Origin of the sequence: Enterobacter sp. A103 (assembly GCF_034427535.1) — a bacterium.
GTDB lineage: Bacteria > Pseudomonadota > Gammaproteobacteria > Enterobacterales > Enterobacteriaceae > Enterobacter > Enterobacter asburiae_B.
In genome coordinates this window covers 517936-535109 of the sequence record NZ_JAXQPQ010000001.1, presented here as the reverse complement: position 1 = coordinate 535109, position 17174 = coordinate 517936, and the positions used below count along the sequence as shown (strand labels likewise).

Below are 17174 nucleotides of genomic sequence, written 5' to 3'. Positions count from 1 at the left end.
GGTGTTGTTAAACGGGCATTTCGCCCAAATAAATTTGTGCAATCTGGTCGTCATTGAGCAGCGCTTTCGATTCGCCATGATGAACAATGCTGCCGCTGTCCATGACCCACGCGCTGTCGGTGACTTCCAGCGCGAGACGGGCGTTTTGTTCGATGAGCAGCAGGGCAACGCCGCGCTCGCGGAGGCCGGCAATGACGGCAAAAATGTTTTCGACCATCTTTGGCGCAAGGCCCATCGAGGGTTCGTCGAGGATCAGCAGGCGCGGGCGGCTGAGCAGGGCGCGGTTAAGGGCCAGCAGCTGTTGCTCTCCGCCGGAAAGCAGGCCGGCGAACTGATGCTGGCGTTCGCCCAGGCGCGGGAAGCGTTCGAAAATGGCGTTCATTTCTTGCTTAACGGTGACAGTGTCACGTCTGAGCCAGGCGCCCATCTGCAGGTTTTCCAGCACCGTCATTCGGGAGAAGATCCCTCGTCCTTCCGGAACCATGACCAACCCGTCGCGGAGCAGGGTTTCGGGCCTGTGCTTACTTACCGCTTTACCGTTGAACTCAATACTGCCGCTAAAGCTTTCCAGCCCGGTAATGGCGCGCACGGTGGAGCTTTTCCCCGCGCCGTTAGCACCGATCAGCGTTGCCTGTTCGCCCTCGTGCAGGGTAAAAGAGACATCGCGTACGGCCTGAATGCCGCCGTAATGCACGTCCACGCGTTCCACCTTCAGTAATTCAGACATGGGCGTTGCCTCCAAGCCAGGCGGCGATCACCGCCGGGTCGCGACGCACGCTATCCGGCGTGCCGCTGGCGAGCGTTTTGCCGTAATCAAGCACCGTCAGGCGATCGCAGATGCCCATCACCAGCTTGACGTCATGTTCAATCATCAGCAGGGTTTTGCCGTCATCGCGCAGGCGGATAAGCAGCTCGCCGAGCGCCACTTTTTCCGCTGCGTTCATCCCGGCGGCGGGTTCGTCCAGCGCCAGCAGCAGCGGATCCGTTGCCAGCGCGCGGGCAATCTCCAGACGGCGCTGATGGCCATAGGCCAGATCGCAGGCGCGGTAGTGGGCGAACCTGGCAATGCCGGTGTACTCCAGCCAGTGCCAGGCCAGCTCCCGGGTCTGTTTCTCTTCTTCACGAGCGCGTTTGTGACGGCTCAGCGCGGCCCACAGGCCGTTACGGGTGCGCACGTGGCGGCCCACCATCACGTTTTCCAGCACCGACATGTCGTTGAAGAGGCGCACGTTCTGGAAGGTGCGCGCGATCCCGGCGGCGGTGACTTTCTCAATGTGCTTTGGGAAATAGGGCCTATCGGCAATGGAAAATTCACCGCTGTCCGCCGGGTAAAGCCCGGTGATCAGGTTAAAACAGGTGGTTTTTCCCGCCCCGTTAGGACCAATCAGGCCGTAGATCTCGCCCTTGTTCACGGCGATCGAAACGTTATCCACGGCGGTAAGCCCGCCGAAGCGTTTGGACATGTTGCGTACGGTTAACAGACTCATGTATTCACCTCCTTGTGGCGTACCGGCCAGATCCCGGCAGGACGCACCAGCATGACCAGCACCAGCGCCAGGCCGTAGAACAGCTGACGCAGCACTTCCGGGTCAATCAGCACCGTACCGAACAGCGCCTGCTGAACCGGGGCTGCCTGACTGCGCAGCAGTTCCGGCAGGGCGGTAAGCAGTACCGCGCCGAGGATCACGCCCGGAATGTGTCCCATCCCGCCCAGCACCACCATCGCCAGCACGGCAATGGATTCCTGTAACGTGAAGGATTCCGGGGAGACAAAGCCCTGGAACGCGCCGAACAGGGCTCCCGCCACGCCGCCAAAAGAGGCACCCATCGCAAAGGCCAGCAGCTTATAGTTGCGCACGTTGATGCCCATCGCGCGGGCCACATCCTCATCTTCACGGATGGCGTGCCAGGCGCGGCCAATACGGGAATGCTGCAGGCGCAGGCAGACAAAAATAATCGCCACAATCACCAGCATCAGCAGGTAGTACCACAGCCACAGCGCGGGCACTTTGAAACCAAACCAGTGGTATACGCCGCTAAACTTCAGGCCGAACAGATTCAGCGTATCCACCCCGGTAATGCCCTTCGCACCGTTGGTGATGTTCACCGGACGGTCGAGGTTGCGCATCAGGATACGGATGATTTCGCCAAAACCGAGGGTCACTATCGCCAGGTAATCCCCGCGCAGCTTCAGCGTGGGTGCGCCCAGTAAAATGCCGCAGACCGCAGCGACGAGCGCCGCCAGTGGAATAATCAGCAGAGATGAGGTGTGCAGCCCGTCCGGGAACCAGACGTTGAGGATCGGGAAAACCTCCAGCAGGTGTGGCGAGGCCATCAGTGCTGCGAGATAGGCGCCGACCGCGTAAAAGGCGATAAACCCCATATCCAGCAGGCCGGTATAGCCCACCACAATATTGAGCCCCAGCGCCAGCATGATGTAGAGCAGGGCGAAGTCGATAACGCGCACCCAGTAGTTGCCGCCAAGCTGCGTGGCCACCACGGGAGCAACCAGCAGCGCGAGGCAGAACAGAATCATGCCTGACCAGAATTTGCGCGTCGCCGCCGGGGTTTGTAGTTGAAGCGTTGTCATTGTTTCCCTCACGCCCTGTGCGCTACGCGCTCGCCCAGCAGGCCTGCCGGACGGAAGACCAGCACCAGAATCAGGACCATGAAGGCAAAGACGTCCTGATAGTTACTGCCGAAGACGCCGTGGGTCAGTTCACCCAGGTAACCTGCGCCCAGCGCTTCGATAATGCCGAGCAGGATCCCGCCAATCATTGCGCCACGAATGTTGCCAATACCTCCCAGCACGGCGGCGGTAAAGGCTTTTATCCCGGGCAAAAAGCCCATCGAGAAGCTGGCGTTGCCGTAGTTGCTGGCCATCATGACGCCTGCCAGCGCGGCGAACACGCCGCCAATGGCGAACGTCAGGGTAATAATGGCATTGGGGTTAACCCCCATCAGCGTGGCAACGCGCGGGTTTTCCGCCACGGCGCGCATGCCGCGCCCCAGGCGGGTGTATTCCACCAGCAGCCATAGCCCCGTCATCACCGCAAGCGCCAGCGCCACGGTAACAATGCCGGTGACGGTCACAATCGCAGGGGGATGCATTTCACTTCCCGACGTCACGGCGATCGGTTCCATGGGCAGGATCTGTGGGAACATCAGCGGATTGCGCGTCCAGATAATCATCGCCACGGTTTGCAGCAGGACCGAGACGCCGATACCCGAAATAAGCGGTGCCAGGCGCGGGGCGTTGCGCAGTCGACGGTAGGCAAAGCGCTCCACGGCCATTGCCAGCAGGGCGCAAACGGCCATGGCAATCGCCAGGGCAACGCCAAGCTGCAACAGCAGCGGCATGTGAGGAAAGGTGGCGTTCAGGGCGTTAATGGCGGAAAGGGTGGTGAGCGCACCGACCATCAGAATATCGCCGTGAGCAAAGTTAATAATGCGCAAGATGCCATACACCATGGTATAGCCCAGCGCGATCAGCGCGTAAATGCTGCCCAGCATCACACCGTTGATCAGTTGTTGTATGAGTGTATCCAACGTCTGTTCCCGCAAAGTCTTCTTTCTGCGGCTACCATCCGATAAATGAATTTAATTGTAAAATACACATATATTATTTCTTATGATAAACCGCTATTGTTTTATCTTAATGATTTATATAAAGATAATGTAATCGCGTTCTCTGGTTAAAAGCCTAAAGAAATCAACATATGAATAAAACAGAACAATCGGCGGGTTTGCCTGCGTATGCAGACAGCCGTCTGGCAAACGATCCGCCGCTTCGGGCCGTCCGTGCCTTTGAGGCCATCGCCCGGCTGGGCAGCGTCACGCTTGCCGCGCAGGAGCTGGATATCTCACCGTCGGCGGTCAGCCATCAGCTCAAGGTGCTCGAAGGGTATCTGCAAATGCCGCTGACGGAGCGTCAGGGGCGCAGGCTGGTGCTGAGCCAGCACGGACGGGAATATTACCGTTCGATCCGTGCGGCGTTTAACGTGCTGCGCCAGGCAACGGAGCATCTGGCCGGGCAGGCGCAAACGCGTCAGGTCACCATCAGCCTGATCCCGCTTTTTGGCATGGGGTGGTTTATCCCGCGTCTGCCTGATTTTATGCGTGCCAATCCGCAGACCGAGATCAACGTAGTGTATGCCAACCACCGTAACTATCTGAGCGATGCATCGGATATGTCGATTCGTTTTGGTAACGGCCAGTGGGCGGGCTATCAGAGCGAAAAGCTGATTTCCGGACAGATGGTGCCGGTGTGCAGCCGCGCGTTTTTGCGCATTCATGGCCATATCGACACGCCTGAGCAACTGCTGCAAATGCCGCTGCTGCATGATGAGGAGCGCACCACGTGGCCGCAGTGGTTTCTGCTGCAGGGGGTAAAACGAGCTCTGCGGCGCAGCGGCCCCCTGTTTGAAGACGGGCTGTTAACGCTGGCGGGCGTGCAGGCCGGGCTGGGCTGTGCGCTGATGCGCGAGCCGCTCATCGCGCCTTATCTTGAGAGCGGCGAGCTGGTGAAGATATTTGACTTACCCATCGATGACGGGCGCGACTATCACCTCTGCGTGCGTTCGGATTCGGAGATGACCGAGGACGGTAAGCTGCTGCAAAACTGGCTGCGTCGGGCGGCGAGCGGGGATCCGTCAGCCGGGTAAAAGTGACGGATAAAAAAAAGCCAGCTTATTCAGCTGGCTTTTGTACAGACAAGATTTAGAACTGGTAGGTCAGACCCAGCGCAACGATGTTGTCGGTACCGATGCCTGCCTGGCGAGTGAACTGGTTGTCGTCGAGCAGGTTGATTTTGTAATCCACGTAGGTGGACATGTTTTTGTTAAAATAGTAGGTCGTGCCAACATCGATGTATTTAACCAGATCCTGGTCGCCGAAGTTTTCGATGTCTTTACCTTTAGACTGCAGGTAAGCGATGGAAGGGCGCAGGCCAAAGTCGAACTGATACTGAGCCACAACTTCGAAGTTTTGCGCCTTGTTTGCAAAACCGTAGATGTCGCTGCGATTACCGTTAGAGGTACCGAAGCGGGTTGCGTTATAGGTCTGAGAGTACTGTGCAGCAAGGTAAATGTTGTTTGCGTCGTATTTCACACCACCGCTGTACACTTCAGCGCGGTCGCCTTCACCGTATACGCCAGCCGCATTCTGGTCAGCGGTACGACGTGAAGAGGACATTGCGCCACCCACGCTGAAACCTTCACCCAGATCGTAAGTCAGGGACGCGCCGTAACCGTCGCCGTTCTGGTTCAGCAGGCTGCGACCGCTGGTGTTTTCACCGCTTACGCTGCCGTTTTTGCCCTGATACTGCAGAGCAAAGTTCAGGCCGTCAACCAGACCAAAGAAGTCCTGGTTACGGTAGGTCGCAACGCCGTTTGCACGAGACTGCAGGAAGTTGTCGGCACCGTAGGTGTCGCCGCCGAATTCTGGCAGAACGTCGGTCCAGGAGGTCACGTCGTAAATTACGCCGTAGTTACGACCGTAATCAAAGGAGCCTGCTTCAGCAAACTTCAGACCTGCAAACGCCACACGGGTCCAGGACTGGTTGTCGCCTTCGTCTTTGTTACCCTGAATCTGATATTCCCACTGGCCGTAGCCGGACAGCTGGTCGTTAACCTGGGTTTCGCCCTTGAAGCCGATACGCATGTAGGTTTTATCGCCATCTGCGCCAGCGTCATCAGAGAAATAGTGCAGACCTGTTACTTTACCGTACAGATCCAGCTTGTTACCGTCTTTGTTGTAAATTTCGGCAGCGTTAACAACGCCTGCTGCCAGCATGGAAGTGACTGCCACTGCAACTAATTTAAGTTTCATCTTAAATGTTCCTTATAATTTTTTTGAGTATTTCCTGAACCACTGTGAACGATTTCTAAACGAGGCTGCTCGTCAATGGCATGCTATTTTTAAAAATCTCGTAGTCTTATTTCAATAATAAGTTTCAAAATATTAGAGATAATTTCAATTAGTGTGATCTCGATCGTGCAAAAAGGCGATTATTCAAACAATGCGACCTAATTTCATACGATTAATAATTATGTGTTCTGCGGGACTATTGCTTTAGCTATAATTTCTGAGAGTTTTAGTCTATTGCGTTAGATTTCGGTATTGTCGATGCTTTGAGGGGGTTATTATTACTATTTTGACTTAAGAACAGTAGGTTAGGGGTAAGTTACGACGTATATTACGAATATTATCATAAACACGTCAGAAATGAATTATTGCATTTAGTGCTATCCATGACGTTAATATTTGCGGTTGATTAATTTCATTGTGTTGTCAGTTTGTGTCAATTATCTTTTCGGCCGTTTACAGAAGGCGCCAAATATAAACCGAATTTAAACGGAAATGCGATAATTATGATAAATATTCTGAGGAGCGATCACACTTTAAATTTATGTTAATTATGTTGCCGGGCTGAAATTTGCCCGGCCGTTAGAGAAGCATTATTTTCTTGTTGCGTACCAGCAGAGCAACGACCCGGCGCAGACCATCAGCGCGCCTTGCCAGAACGAGAATGAGAGGGGCGAACTCAGCACTGCGGCGGCAAGCGCGGCGGAGAGGACAGGGGTAAAATAGGATACGGCAGCGAGTACCGTGACGTTACCGTGAAGGATGCCAATATTCCATGCGGCGTATCCAAACCCAAGCGCGATACTGCACATGACGAGTTTCACCATCACCGGAAGCGTGAACACCATCTCGGGCTGATCGCTGAGAAAATATTTCACCCACAGGCTCAGCGCGGTCAGTAAAACAAACAGGGTAATGCCGTTTTGTCCTTTCGCAAATTTGCTGGTGACCGTGCAGTAGGCGGCCCAGATAAATGCCCCGGCAAACGCCAGCGCGTAGCTCAGCGGGCTGGAAACGATATTGCGGGTTATTTCATCGAGATGTAAACCCTGTTCACCGCCCAATACCCAGCATACGCCCAGCAATGAGACGGCTAAGCCGGGGATCACCCACAGGGTCGATTTCTGCCCGTTGAACAAGATGGCAAACACAATGGTCAGGCTTGGCCAAAGGTAATTGACCATGCCCACTTCAATAGCCTGCGATCGCGTTGCGGCATAGCCCAGCGACAGCGCCAGGCATATTTCGTAGCTGACAAATAAAACGCTGCCGGCAATAAGATAGCGGGATGAAAACCGCCTGATATCAGGAAATCCTACCGTCACCAGACACAGTAATCCGCTGAGGGTGTAGATCATCGCCGCACCGCCTACCGGGCCCAGTCCCTCACTCACGCTGCGAATAAGGCCTACCATGGTGCTCCATAGCAGTATTGCCGCCAGCCCAATAAGCGTTGCTCTCTTTCTGTCCATTACTTCGCCATTGCAATAAAAATCAGAGGAAAAATGTATCGCATTCATCCTGACGCTGTCGCCAATTATTCTCTTAAACCGTTAATCAAAAAGGAGTATTTAAAGGTTCCGGGGGTGACTATTAAGGGGGTGAAGGCAGATGACCTTGATTTGACGCAAAAAAAACAGGGGCTTTGCTGTTAGTTTGCGGCGCGAAGTCTTATATGAAAACGAGGACAACAATGGACGTCAGCCGCAGACAATTTTTTAAAATCTGCGCGGGCGGTATGGCCGGAACAACGGCAGCCATGCTGGGATTTGCTCCCAAAATGGCGCTGGCTCAGGCACGCAACTATAAGCTGCTGCGCGCAAAAGAGATCCGTAACACCTGCACATACTGCTCCGTAGGTTGTGGGCTTTTAATGTATAGCCTGGGCGATGGCGCGAAGAACGCCAGAGAAGCGATTTACCATATTGAAGGGGATCCGGATCATCCGGTGAGCCGCGGAGCGCTTTGCCCGAAAGGGGCGGGGCTGCTGGACTACGTTCACAGCGAAAACCGCCTGCGCTACCCGGAATACCGCGCGCCGGGTTCCGACAAGTGGCAGCGTATCTCCTGGGATGAGGCCTTCTCCCGTATTGCCAAATTAATGAAAGCCGACCGCGACGCCAACTTTATTGAAAAGAACGCCCAGGGCGTAACGGTTAACCGCTGGCTTTCCACCGGGATGCTGTGCGCCTCTGCGGCGAGTAATGAAACCGGCATGCTGACGCAAAAATTTGTGCGCTCTCTCGGCATGCTGGCGGTAGACAACCAGGCGCGCGTCTGACACGGACCAACGGTAGCAAGTCTTGCTCCAACATTTGGTCGCGGTGCGATGACCAACCACTGGGTTGATATCAAAAACGCTAACGTCGTGGTGGTGATGGGCGGTAACGCCGCGGAAGCCCATCCGGTGGGGTTCCGCTGGGCGATGGAAGCGAAAAATAACAACGATGCGACGCTTATCGTCGTCGATCCGCGCTTTACGCGTACGGCATCGGTGGCCGATATCTATGCGCCGATCCGCTCCGGTACGGACATTACGTTCCTGTCCGGCGTGCTGCTGTACCTGATCGAAAACAACAAAATTAACGCGGAATACGTTAAGCACTACACCAACGCGAACCTGCTGGTGCGGGATGATTTTGCCTTCGATCACGGGCTGTTTAGCGGCTATGACGCCGAAAAACGCCAGTACGATAAAACGTCCTGGAACTATCAGTTCGATGAAAACGGCTACGCGCTGCGTGATGAAACCCTGACGCACCCGCGCTGCGTGTGGAACCTGCTGAAACAGCACGTTTCCCGCTATACGCCGGAGGTGGTGGAAAACATCTGCGGCACGCCGAAAGCGGACTTCCTGAAGGTGTGTGAAGTGCTTGCCTCCACCAGCGCCGCCGACAGAACCACCACGTTCCTCTACGCGCTGGGCTGGACGCAGCACACCGTCGGCGCGCAAAACATCCGCACCATGGCGATGATCCAGCTGCTGCTCGGCAACATGGGGATGGCGGGGGGCGGCGTAAACGCGCTGCGCGGGCACTCCAACATTCAGGGGCTTACCGACCTCGGTCTGCTCTCCACCAGCCTGCCGGGCTACCTGACGCTGCCGTCGGAAAAGCAGGCGGATCTGCAAACGTATCTTGAGGCCAATACGCCGAAAGCAACGCTGCCGGATCAGGTGAACTACTGGAGCAACTATCCGAAGTTCTACGTCAGCCTGATGAAATCCTTCTACGGCGACGCGGCGCAGAAGGAGAACGACTGGGGCTTTGAGTGGCTGCCGAAGTGGGATCAGGCGTACGACGTCATCAAGTATTTCAACATGATGGATAAGGGCGACGTCACGGGGTATATCTGCCAGGGCTTTAACCCGGTGGCCTCCTTCCCGGACAAGAACAAAGTCGTTCGCAGCCTGAGCAAGCTGAAGTACATGGTGGTTATCGATCCGCTGGTGACCGAAACGTCAACCTTCTGGCAGAACCACGGGGAATCGAACGATGTCGATCCGGCGTCGATTCAGACCGAAGTGTTCCGCCTGCCGTCCACCTGCTTTGCGGAAGAGGACGGTTCAATCGCTAACTCTGGCCGCTGGCTGCAGTGGCACTGGAAAGGCCAGGATGCGCCGGGCGAAGCGCGTAACGACGGCGAAATCCTGGCCGGGATTTACCATCGCCTGCGCGAAATGTACCGCACCGAAGGCGGCAAGGGCGCTGAGCCGCTGCTGAAGATGGGCTGGAGCTACAGGCAGCCTGACCATCCTGAGTCAGAGGAAGTCGCCAAAGAGAACAACGGCGTGGCGCTGGCGGATCTCTATGACGCCAGCGGCAACCTGGTGGCGAAGAAAGGCCAGCTGCTGAACAGCTTCGCGCTGCTGCGCGATGACGGCACGACGGCGTCGTCCTGCTGGATCTACACCGGCAGCTGGACGGAGCAGGGCAACCAGATGGCCAACCGCGACAACGCCGACCCGTCCGGGCTGGGCAATACGCTGGGCTGGGCATGGGCGTGGCCGCTGAACCGTCGCGTGCTGTACAACCGCGCGTCTGCAGACGTAAACGGCAGGCCGTGGGATCCGAAACGCATGCTGATCCAGTGGAACGGGGCGAAGTGGGCGGGGAACGATATCCCGGACTACAACACCGCCGCGCCGGGCAGCAACACCGGGCCATTCATCATGCAGCCGGAAGGGCTGGGACGCCTGTTTGCCCTCAACAAGCTGGCGGAAGGGCCGTTCCCGGAACACTACGAGCCGATGGAAACGCCGCTCGGCACCAACCCGCTGCATCCGAACGTGGTCTCAAGCCCGGTGGTGCGTATCTACGAAGACGACGTCCTGCGCTTAGGCAAAAAGGACAAGTTCCCGTACGTAGGGACGACCTATCGCCTGACCGAGCATTTCCACACCTGGACCAAGCACGCGCGGCTTAACGCCATCGCGCAGCCGGAACAGTTTGTGGAGATCAGCGAGACGCTGGCGAAGGCGAAAGGCATCGCCAACGGCGACCGCGTGAAGGTAAGCAGCAAGCGCGGCTTTATTCGCGCGGTGGCGGTGGTGACGCGTCGTCTCCAAAGCCTGAACGTGCACGGCCAGCAGGTGGAAACCGTCGGGATCCCGCTGCACTGGGGCTTTGAGGGCGTGGCGCAGAAAGGCTACATCGCCAATACCCTGACGCCAAACGTCGGCGATTCCAACTCGCAAACGCCGGAGTACAAGGCGTTTCTGGTCAACATCGAGAAAGCGTAAGGAGCGATTCAATGGCGATGGAAACACAAGACGTTATCAAACGCTCCGCGACCAACCCGATTACCCCCGCGCCCCGCGCGCGGGACTACAAGGCAGAGGTCGCCAAGCTTATCGACGTCTCCTCCTGCGTGGGCTGTAAGGCCTGCCAGGTGGCCTGCTCGGAGTGGAACGATATCCGCGACGAGGTGGGGCACTGCGTGGGGGTCTACGACAATCCGGCGGATCTGAGCGCCAAATCCTGGACGGTGATGCGCTTTAGCGAAACCGAGCAGAACGGCAGGCTGGAATGGCTCATCCGTAAAGACGGTTGCATGCACTGTGAAGATCCGGGCTGCCTGAAGGCGTGCCCGTCTGCCGGCGCGATTATTCAGTACGCCAACGGTATCGTCGACTTCCAGCAGGACAACTGCATCGGCTGCGGGTACTGCATCGCGGGCTGTCCGTTTAATATCCCGCGCCTCAATAAAGAGGATAACCGGGTATACAAATGCACCCTGTGCGTGGACCGCGTCAGCGTCGGGCAGGAGCCTGCGTGTGTGAAAACCTGCCCGACAGGGGCGATCCACTTCGGCACTAAAAAAGAGATGCTGGACGTGGCGCAGGCGCGAGTGGATAAGCTGAAAGCGCGCGGCTACGAGAATGCGGGCATTTATAACCCGCAGGGCGTGGGCGGTACGCACGTGATGTATGTGCTGCACCATAGCGACCAGCCGGAGCTGTACCACAACCTGCCGAAGGCTCCGGCGATCGATACCTCCATCAACCTCTGGAAAGGGGCGCTTAAACCGCTTTCGGCGGCGGGCTTTATCGCCACCTTTGCCGGGCTGATTTATCACTACATCGGTATCGGGCCAAACAAAGAGGTGGATGAGGACGAGGAGGAGCATCATGAGTAAGTCGAAAACGATCGTGCGCACGAAGTTTGTTGACCGCGCCTGTCACTGGACGGTCGTGATTTGCTTCTTCCTGGTGGCGGTGTCGGGGATTTCGTTCTTCTTCCCGACGCTGCAGTGGCTGACCGAAACCTTCGGCACGCCGCAGATGGGGCGCATTCTGCACCCGTTCTTCGGCGTGCTGATTTTCGTGGTGCTGATGTTTATGTTCGTGCGCTTTGTCCACCACAACATCCCGGACAGGCAGGATATCCCGTGGGTGAAAGGGATCGTCGAAGTCCTGAAGGGCAACGAGCATAAGGTCGCGAAGGTGGGGAAATACAACGCCGGGCAGAAGATGATGTTCTGGACCATCATGAGCATGATTTTTGTGCTTCTGGTGACCGGCGTGATTATCTGGCGTCCGTATTTTGCGCACTATTTTCCGATTCAGGTGATTCGCTACGCGCTGCTGATCCACGCCACCTCGGCCATCATTCTGATCCACGCCATCCTGATCCATATGTATATGGCGTTCTGGGTAAAGGGATCGATTAAAGGGATGATTGAAGGGAAGGTGAGCCGCCGCTGGGCGCAGAAACACCACCCGCGCTGGTATCGTGAAGTGGAACGACTGGAAGCGAAACGGGAAAGCACGGAAGGAATGAAGTAAGACCTGCGCCGTCGGCTTTGCCCGGCGGCGCTGAGTTTGCGCAGACAGGGCAAATGCCTGACCGGCTGGCGTCATGTATTAGTCAATAAACGATCAACTGCCGCTATAACGTCATGACGTGCGTTGCGTAAGTTACAAACAAAGTCTTTAGGATTTATTTTGTTATTGTTAAGGTTGGTTATCATTGGCGAATAAATCAGAAATGTTTCAAAATCGATATTTACGCCTGGAGCCAGATGGCTCTGCCATAACGGTAATTTATTATTTCTCGCGAGCGGCACAATGACGCGCGTGGCAAGATCATCATAACAATCATCCTGAATGAGCATATAATAGGGAAGCTTATCCCGGGTGGCCGCAGATGTATTTCGGAAAACATTAAATTGTCTCAGCATTAAAGCACCCTGAAAAACTCATCATCAGTAATGGTTCCATGTTTTTCGACAAACTCATTCATTGAGCGAATAAATGAACGATCCGCTTCTGATGGCTGACGCGGGTCAGCGGAGTCTGGTGCGGTCATTATCAACCGCAGCCAACAAAAAACAATACCGTATCCCCTGGTAATCTACATTATGCGAGGCGTATTCCAGTAATTTCAGAACCGCTCCTCCACATACCGGAACGGATATTTTGTGGGTTTGACTTTGCCGATTTTACGTTTCGGTAAATCCACCTTTTCGACGTGAATTTCTTTATAGGGAATTTGGGTGAGCAGGTGAGAAATAATATTCAGACGCACGCGTTTTTTATCTTCTGAACGCGCTACAAACCACGGCGCCCAGGCGGTATCTGTCGCTTCAAACATGGCGTCGCGCGCGAGGGTATACTCGTCCCACAGGTTAAAGGATTTAATATCCATCGGCGATAGCTTCCATATTTTACGACCATCGTTAATACGGTCGCGCAGGCGGCGCTCCTGCTCTTTAGGCGTGACCTCCAGCCAGTACTTCAGCAGGATAATCCCGGCATCCACCATCGCTTTTTCCATCACCGGCGCACCATCAAGAAACTTCTCAACCTGCTCGGGGGTGCAGAATCCCATTACCCGCTCGACACCCGCGCGGTTGTACCAGCTGCGGTCGAAAATGACGATCTCCCCGGCGGCAGGCAGATGGGGAACATAACGCTGAAAATAGAGCTGGGTTTTCTCTTTCTCGGTGGGTGCAGGGAGGGCAACAACGCGAAACACGCGAGGGCTGACGCGTTCGGTGATCGCTTTAATGGTGCCGCCTTTACCCGCTCCGTCGCGTCCTTCAAAAACAATACACACTTTTAGCCCTTTGGCGACGACCCACTGCTGGAGCTTAACCAGTTCAACGTGGAGGCGACGTAGCTCTTGTTCATACTCTTTGGTCTTTAACGGAGCATTCTTTACGACATCAACAGCGACACTGGTTTTCTTTTTGCTTCCCATGATGGTCATCCTCAGATTGTCCGGCGCGGAAAAAAGCGAGGCCGCACTATGAAGTGTAATCCACCTGATATTATACGTATTGTTTTTAGGTAATTAATTTAACAACATTTTTTCAAGCAGTTACTTAGGTATTCACGAAGGTGCTTAGCACCCGTTCCCCTTTTAGAACGTCACGGATGCGAAAAATCAGCACGTTTAATCCCACACGCTAAATGTGGTTAGCGTGATAATTTCGTTCTTATTTACTTAAAGGAACTAAGAATGAGTTGGAATAAAGAAGCTGCGGTTTCGTATCTCCGTTCACACGCTCTGGGGCACTCTCATAGTGAATGTGCGAAGTTTACCCGCCTGGCCATTCTGGCTGGAGGCGTTAAGGTGCCGAACACAGATTATGCAAAAGATTATGGGGCGCAGTTATTACGTGCTGGGTTCAGTGAGCTGCCGCCCGGTTCTACTTTAATTTCTGGCGATGTGGCTGTGATACAGCCGTATTCTGGCGGAAATGGCATAGGTCACATGACTATGTATGACGGTACGCAGTGGATTTCTGACTTTGTTCAAAAAAGCATGTATCCGGGGCCTGGGTACCGCAAAATGCAACCATCCTTTAAAATTTACAGGATGCACTGATGCAAAGGGTATTTTTATCATTCGTTATGCTGCTGGTGGGATGTAGTTCTGCTGCCCGTCAAGATCAGAGTGCGCAAGACGCTACCGAATCATTTTATAAATCCTATCTTTCCGTATTCGGCAGCGATGAAGCCAGGCCTTATCCTGCCGACGCACTGCGAAAATATGTTTCTGCTGATACTATTGCTCGCATTAGCGCCATTCAGGAAATCTCTGAACAAGAGTTAATCGAATCTGATTATTTTACGTATACCCAGGATTACTCTCGCGATTGGATACCTGCGTTACGAGTGGGAAACGCAAGGCCATTTTTAAACGGTGAAGTAGTCCAGGTCATTGAGGGGGCGGGTGATGGAAGAAGCATACATCTTGAAGTCTTTCTTCGTCGTGAAGGAGATGCATGGAAAATCTACCGCGTTCGTGACGTAACGAACAATCACGAGCACCCAATTTTCAATGCTGGCGCTATTACACGCGCTAAATCAGCGGCAGAAAGCGAACTATAAAAGCTAAACCTTAAATCCTTTGAAGCCCTGACACCAGTCGGGGCTTTTTGTTTGCCATTCCCGCCGCGTAGCAATTGGAGAAAACTCCTGAATTAATGGATTAACCTGCCAGCCATCGGATTTGAACTGGCTCACCATACAAGATTATTCAATAATGTCCGTCGCGTGTGATTAACCAGTGGTTGAAGTATGAAAAAGACAATTTTTTCGTTGGCGCTTGGCACATTTGGCCTGGGAATGGCCGAATTTGGCATTATGGGCGTGTTAACCGAGCTGGCACATGACACCGGTATTTCGATTCCCTCCGCCGGGAATATGATCTCGTTTTATGCGTTCGGCGTGGTGATTGGTGCCCCGATTGTGGCGCTGTTCTCAGGCAAGTTTTCGTTAAAAACCACGCTGCTGTTTCTGGTGGCGATGTCCGCTGTCGGCAATGCCCTGTTCACGTTTTCCACGTCCTATTTCTGGCTGGCGGTGGGGCGGCTGATTTCCGGCTTTCCGCACGGGGCTATTTTTGGCGTCGGGGCGATTATCCTGTCTAAAATTGCGCCTCCGGGTAAGGTGACGGTCGCGGTGGCTGGGATGATCGCCGGCATGACCGTGGCCAACCTGATGGGCGTTCCGCTGGGGACCTGGCTCGGGCACCAGTTTAGCTGGCGCTATACCTTTTTTCTGATTGCCGTGTTCGATGCGCTGGTGATCCTTTCGGTTCTGCTCTGGGTGCCGGACATCCGCGACACATCAGAAATCAAATTAACCGAGCAGTTCCACTTTCTGAAAAAACCAGAACCCTGGCTGATCTTTGCCGCCACCATGTTTGGCAACGCCGGGGTGTTCGCGTGGTTCAGCTTCGTTAAGCCGTTTATGGTCAACGTCTCCGGTTATTCAGAAGGGATGATGACGGCCATCATGATGCTGATGGGGCTTGGCATGGTGTTGGGCAATCTGCTGAGCGGTAAGCTCTCGGGGCGTTTTAGCCCGCTGCGCATTGCGGCCACCACCGACATGGTGATTGTCGCCTCGCTGCTGCTGCTTTTCGCCTTTGGTGAACTGAAAACGGCCTCGCTGATCATGGGCTTTATCTGCTGTGCCGGGCTGTTCGCGCTCTCTGCGCCGCTACAAATTCTGCTTCTGCAAAATGCGAAGGGCGGTGAGATGCTGGGTGCGGCAGGGGGACAGATTGCGTTTAATCTCGGCAGTGCGATTGGCGCGTACTTTGGCGGAATGATGATTGTCCTCGGCTTTAGCTGGCGTTACGTCACGCTGCCGGCGGCAATACTTTCTTTCTCGGCCATGAGTGCACTGCTGATCTACGGCCACCTGCGGGCCAGGCGGGCTCAGGCTAACGCTCGCGCGCTAGCCTGACAGGCTTCAGGCAAGCCAGGGCTCACCCAGGGTTAGCATCAGGCGGTTGGCCCAGGCGAAGAACGCGGCGGATTGCACCAGATCGAGCTGCGCTAAGGTATCCAGCCCCTCTTTTTCCAGCGCGGCAAGGTGCAGCGGCGTGGCGGCAGGCGGCGTGACCGACAGCGCCGCCGCAAAATCGATTTCCGCCTGCCAGCGTGCGGATTGCCCCTCGCTCAGGGACCGCCCCGGCCGCACGGCCAGCAGGGCTTCTACCGCCGCGTCATCCTTTGACAGCTGGCTGGCTTTACGCGCATGGACAGATGCGCAGTAAATGCAGCCGTTGATTTTACTGGCTACCGTTGCGGCCAGCTCGCGCTCGGCGCGCGGCAATCCCCCCGATGTATAAAAAATGCCTTTATCCGTTAACGTGCGCTGTTCAAGCACCGGCAGGTTGCGCGCCAGCAGGCGGAAGTACTCGGAATCGGTATGGCCAAATTTCGCCAGGATGGCAACCTCATCGTCACTGAAATCCGCCAGCGGTTTGGCCGCTATCCACGGTTCCCATCCCAGCTCCTGCTGGGTGAACGCGACGGGGGCCGCCTTTCCAGTGACCGTTGTTGCGGTCGTGTGCCAGATGCCTGCCGCCACCGGCGCATCGCTTTTGGCGACGGGCCTGTCATTCAGCAGCCGCAGCCCGGTGATGAGTCGGCTCTGGAAGCTCACAAACGCAATAAGCTGCGCCAGGGTAACAATGCCTTCCTTGCTCCATCCCGCTTGGGTCAGCGCCCTTAACGCTGCGGGCGTGGCTTCGACGGGGGAGAACGTCAGCAGCCGCGCGAAATTCAGCGCCGGGGTCAGGCGTTCTGAGGTGGGATCGGCCAGGCCAAACCCCGCATAGTGCGCGGCCAGCGCCTCCGCGCTGTGCCACCTGGCGACTTTTGCCGCCACGGCGAAGCGCTCGTCGAGTGCAAAATCAGCATCCTGCTGGCTAAACAGGATTTCGTAGCTGCCCTGCGCGTGGCGCGTGGCGGCATCACGCGTGGCGCGCGCCTCTGCCAGAGGGGAACCGGGTTTAATTTCCGCCAGCTCGGCGAGAATGTCCTGACTTAACGACATAGGTGTC

At 55.5% G+C, this 17174-nt stretch carries 17 protein-coding genes; 7 read left to right on the top strand and 10 right to left on the bottom strand.

Annotated features, from left to right (window positions below; genetic code table 11):
• Window positions 1-7: 7 nt before the first annotated feature.
• Genes SPH27_RS02575 through SPH27_RS02560 form a run of 4 tightly spaced genes read right to left on the bottom strand, consistent with a single transcriptional unit; the run spans window position 8 to window position 3549 of the window.
• Complete coding sequence (locus SPH27_RS02575) at window positions 8-727, bottom strand: ABC transporter ATP-binding protein (protein WP_182072925.1); 720 nt, start codon at window positions 725-727, stop codon at window positions 8-10.
• Window positions 720-1487, bottom strand: coding sequence for an ABC transporter ATP-binding protein (locus tag SPH27_RS02570; RefSeq protein WP_182072924.1), 768 nt, complete (start codon window positions 1485-1487; stop codon window positions 720-722). Before SPH27_RS02570 ends, SPH27_RS02575 begins: the two co-directional genes overlap by 8 nt.
• Window positions 1484-2590, bottom strand: a complete 1107-nt coding sequence (locus SPH27_RS02565; RefSeq protein ID WP_322435581.1) for a branched-chain amino acid ABC transporter permease — start codon at window positions 2588-2590, stop codon at window positions 1484-1486. The genes SPH27_RS02570 and SPH27_RS02565 overlap by 4 nt, the downstream gene beginning before the upstream one ends.
• A gap of 8 nt (window positions 2591-2598) precedes the next feature.
• Window positions 2599-3549, bottom strand: coding sequence for a branched-chain amino acid ABC transporter permease (locus tag SPH27_RS02560; protein ID WP_094934999.1), 951 nt, complete (start codon window positions 3547-3549; stop codon window positions 2599-2601).
• A 170-nt stretch (window positions 3550-3719) separates the two neighbouring features.
• Here SPH27_RS02560 and SPH27_RS02555 point away from each other — a divergent pair, with 170 nt between their 5' ends.
• Window positions 3720-4664, top strand: a complete 945-nt coding sequence (locus SPH27_RS02555; protein ID WP_182072885.1) for a LysR substrate-binding domain-containing protein — start codon at window positions 3720-3722, stop codon at window positions 4662-4664.
• Between the two features lie 55 nt (window positions 4665-4719).
• Here the strand turns inward: SPH27_RS02555 and SPH27_RS02550 are convergent, their stop codons facing one another.
• Both SPH27_RS02550 and yddG read right to left on the bottom strand, forming a co-directional pair.
• Window positions 4720-5829, bottom strand: a complete 1110-nt coding sequence (locus tag SPH27_RS02550; RefSeq protein ID WP_033145646.1) for a porin OmpC — start codon at window positions 5827-5829, stop codon at window positions 4720-4722.
• Between the two features lie 629 nt (window positions 5830-6458).
• Complete coding sequence (gene yddG / locus SPH27_RS02545) at window positions 6459-7337, bottom strand: aromatic amino acid DMT transporter YddG (RefSeq protein ID WP_207167497.1); 879 nt, start codon at window positions 7335-7337, stop codon at window positions 6459-6461.
• A gap of 221 nt (window positions 7338-7558) precedes the next feature.
• Between yddG and fdnG the strand changes: the two genes are divergently transcribed.
• The 3 genes from fdnG to fdnI are packed head-to-tail and all read left to right on the top strand — an operon-like array spanning window position 7559 to window position 12151.
• Window positions 7559-10606 (top strand): formate dehydrogenase-N subunit alpha, encoded by a 3048-nt coding sequence (gene fdnG / locus SPH27_RS02540; RefSeq protein WP_182072901.1) that lies wholly within the window; start codon window positions 7559-7561, stop codon window positions 10604-10606.
• An 11-nt stretch (window positions 10607-10617) separates the two neighbouring features.
• Window positions 10618-11502 (top strand): formate dehydrogenase subunit beta, encoded by an 885-nt coding sequence (gene fdxH, locus SPH27_RS02535; RefSeq protein ID WP_182072887.1) that lies wholly within the window; start codon window positions 10618-10620, stop codon window positions 11500-11502.
• Window positions 11495-12151 (top strand): formate dehydrogenase-N subunit gamma, encoded by a 657-nt coding sequence (fdnI, locus tag SPH27_RS02530; protein WP_047060941.1) that lies wholly within the window; start codon window positions 11495-11497, stop codon window positions 12149-12151. Before fdxH ends, fdnI begins: the two co-directional genes overlap by 8 nt.
• A 71-nt stretch (window positions 12152-12222) precedes the next feature.
• On the opposite strand, the gene SPH27_RS02525 is transcribed toward fdnI, so the two are convergent.
• The 3 genes from SPH27_RS02525 to ppk2 form a co-directional block, all read right to left on the bottom strand.
• Complete coding sequence (locus SPH27_RS02525; RefSeq protein ID WP_048976764.1) at window positions 12223-12546, bottom strand: CcdB family protein; 324 nt, start codon at window positions 12544-12546, stop codon at window positions 12223-12225.
• Entirely contained in the window at window positions 12546-12674 is a 129-nt protein-coding gene (locus SPH27_RS02520; protein ID WP_322435580.1) for a hypothetical protein, read from the bottom strand. The genes SPH27_RS02525 and SPH27_RS02520 overlap by 1 nt, the downstream gene beginning before the upstream one ends.
• Before the next feature lie 75 nt (window positions 12675-12749).
• Complete coding sequence (ppk2, locus tag SPH27_RS02515) at window positions 12750-13568, bottom strand: polyphosphate kinase 2 (RefSeq protein WP_033145639.1); 819 nt, start codon at window positions 13566-13568, stop codon at window positions 12750-12752.
• Between the two features lie 261 nt (window positions 13569-13829).
• On the opposite strand from ppk2, the gene SPH27_RS02510 reads away from it, so the two are divergent.
• The 3 genes from SPH27_RS02510 to araJ all read left to right on the top strand — a co-directional run bounded on the left by SPH27_RS02510 (window position 13830) and on the right by araJ (window position 16069).
• The gene (locus SPH27_RS02510; RefSeq protein WP_182072888.1) at window positions 13830-14198 is read left to right on the top strand and encodes a hypothetical protein; all 369 of its coding nucleotides are present in this window, start codon (window positions 13830-13832) and stop codon (window positions 14196-14198) included.
• A complete protein-coding gene (locus SPH27_RS02505; protein ID WP_182072889.1) occupies window positions 14198-14704 on the top strand; it encodes a YbjP/YqhG family protein in 507 nt (168 codons plus the stop codon). The genes SPH27_RS02510 and SPH27_RS02505 overlap by 1 nt, the downstream gene beginning before the upstream one ends.
• Window positions 14705-14893: 189 nt before the next feature.
• Window positions 14894-16069 carry an MFS transporter AraJ gene (araJ, locus tag SPH27_RS02500; protein ID WP_182072890.1) on the top strand — a complete coding sequence of 392 codons (1176 nt, stop codon included), beginning with the start codon at window positions 14894-14896 and terminating at the stop codon, window positions 16067-16069.
• Window positions 16070-16075: 6 nt separating this feature from the next.
• Here araJ and SPH27_RS02495 read toward each other — a convergent pair whose 3' ends face one another.
• On the bottom strand, window positions 16076-17167 hold the full coding sequence (locus SPH27_RS02495) for an alkylhydroperoxidase domain protein (protein WP_058840965.1): 1092 nt from the start codon (window positions 17165-17167) through the stop codon (window positions 16076-16078).
• Window positions 17168-17174 lie beyond the last annotated feature (7 nt).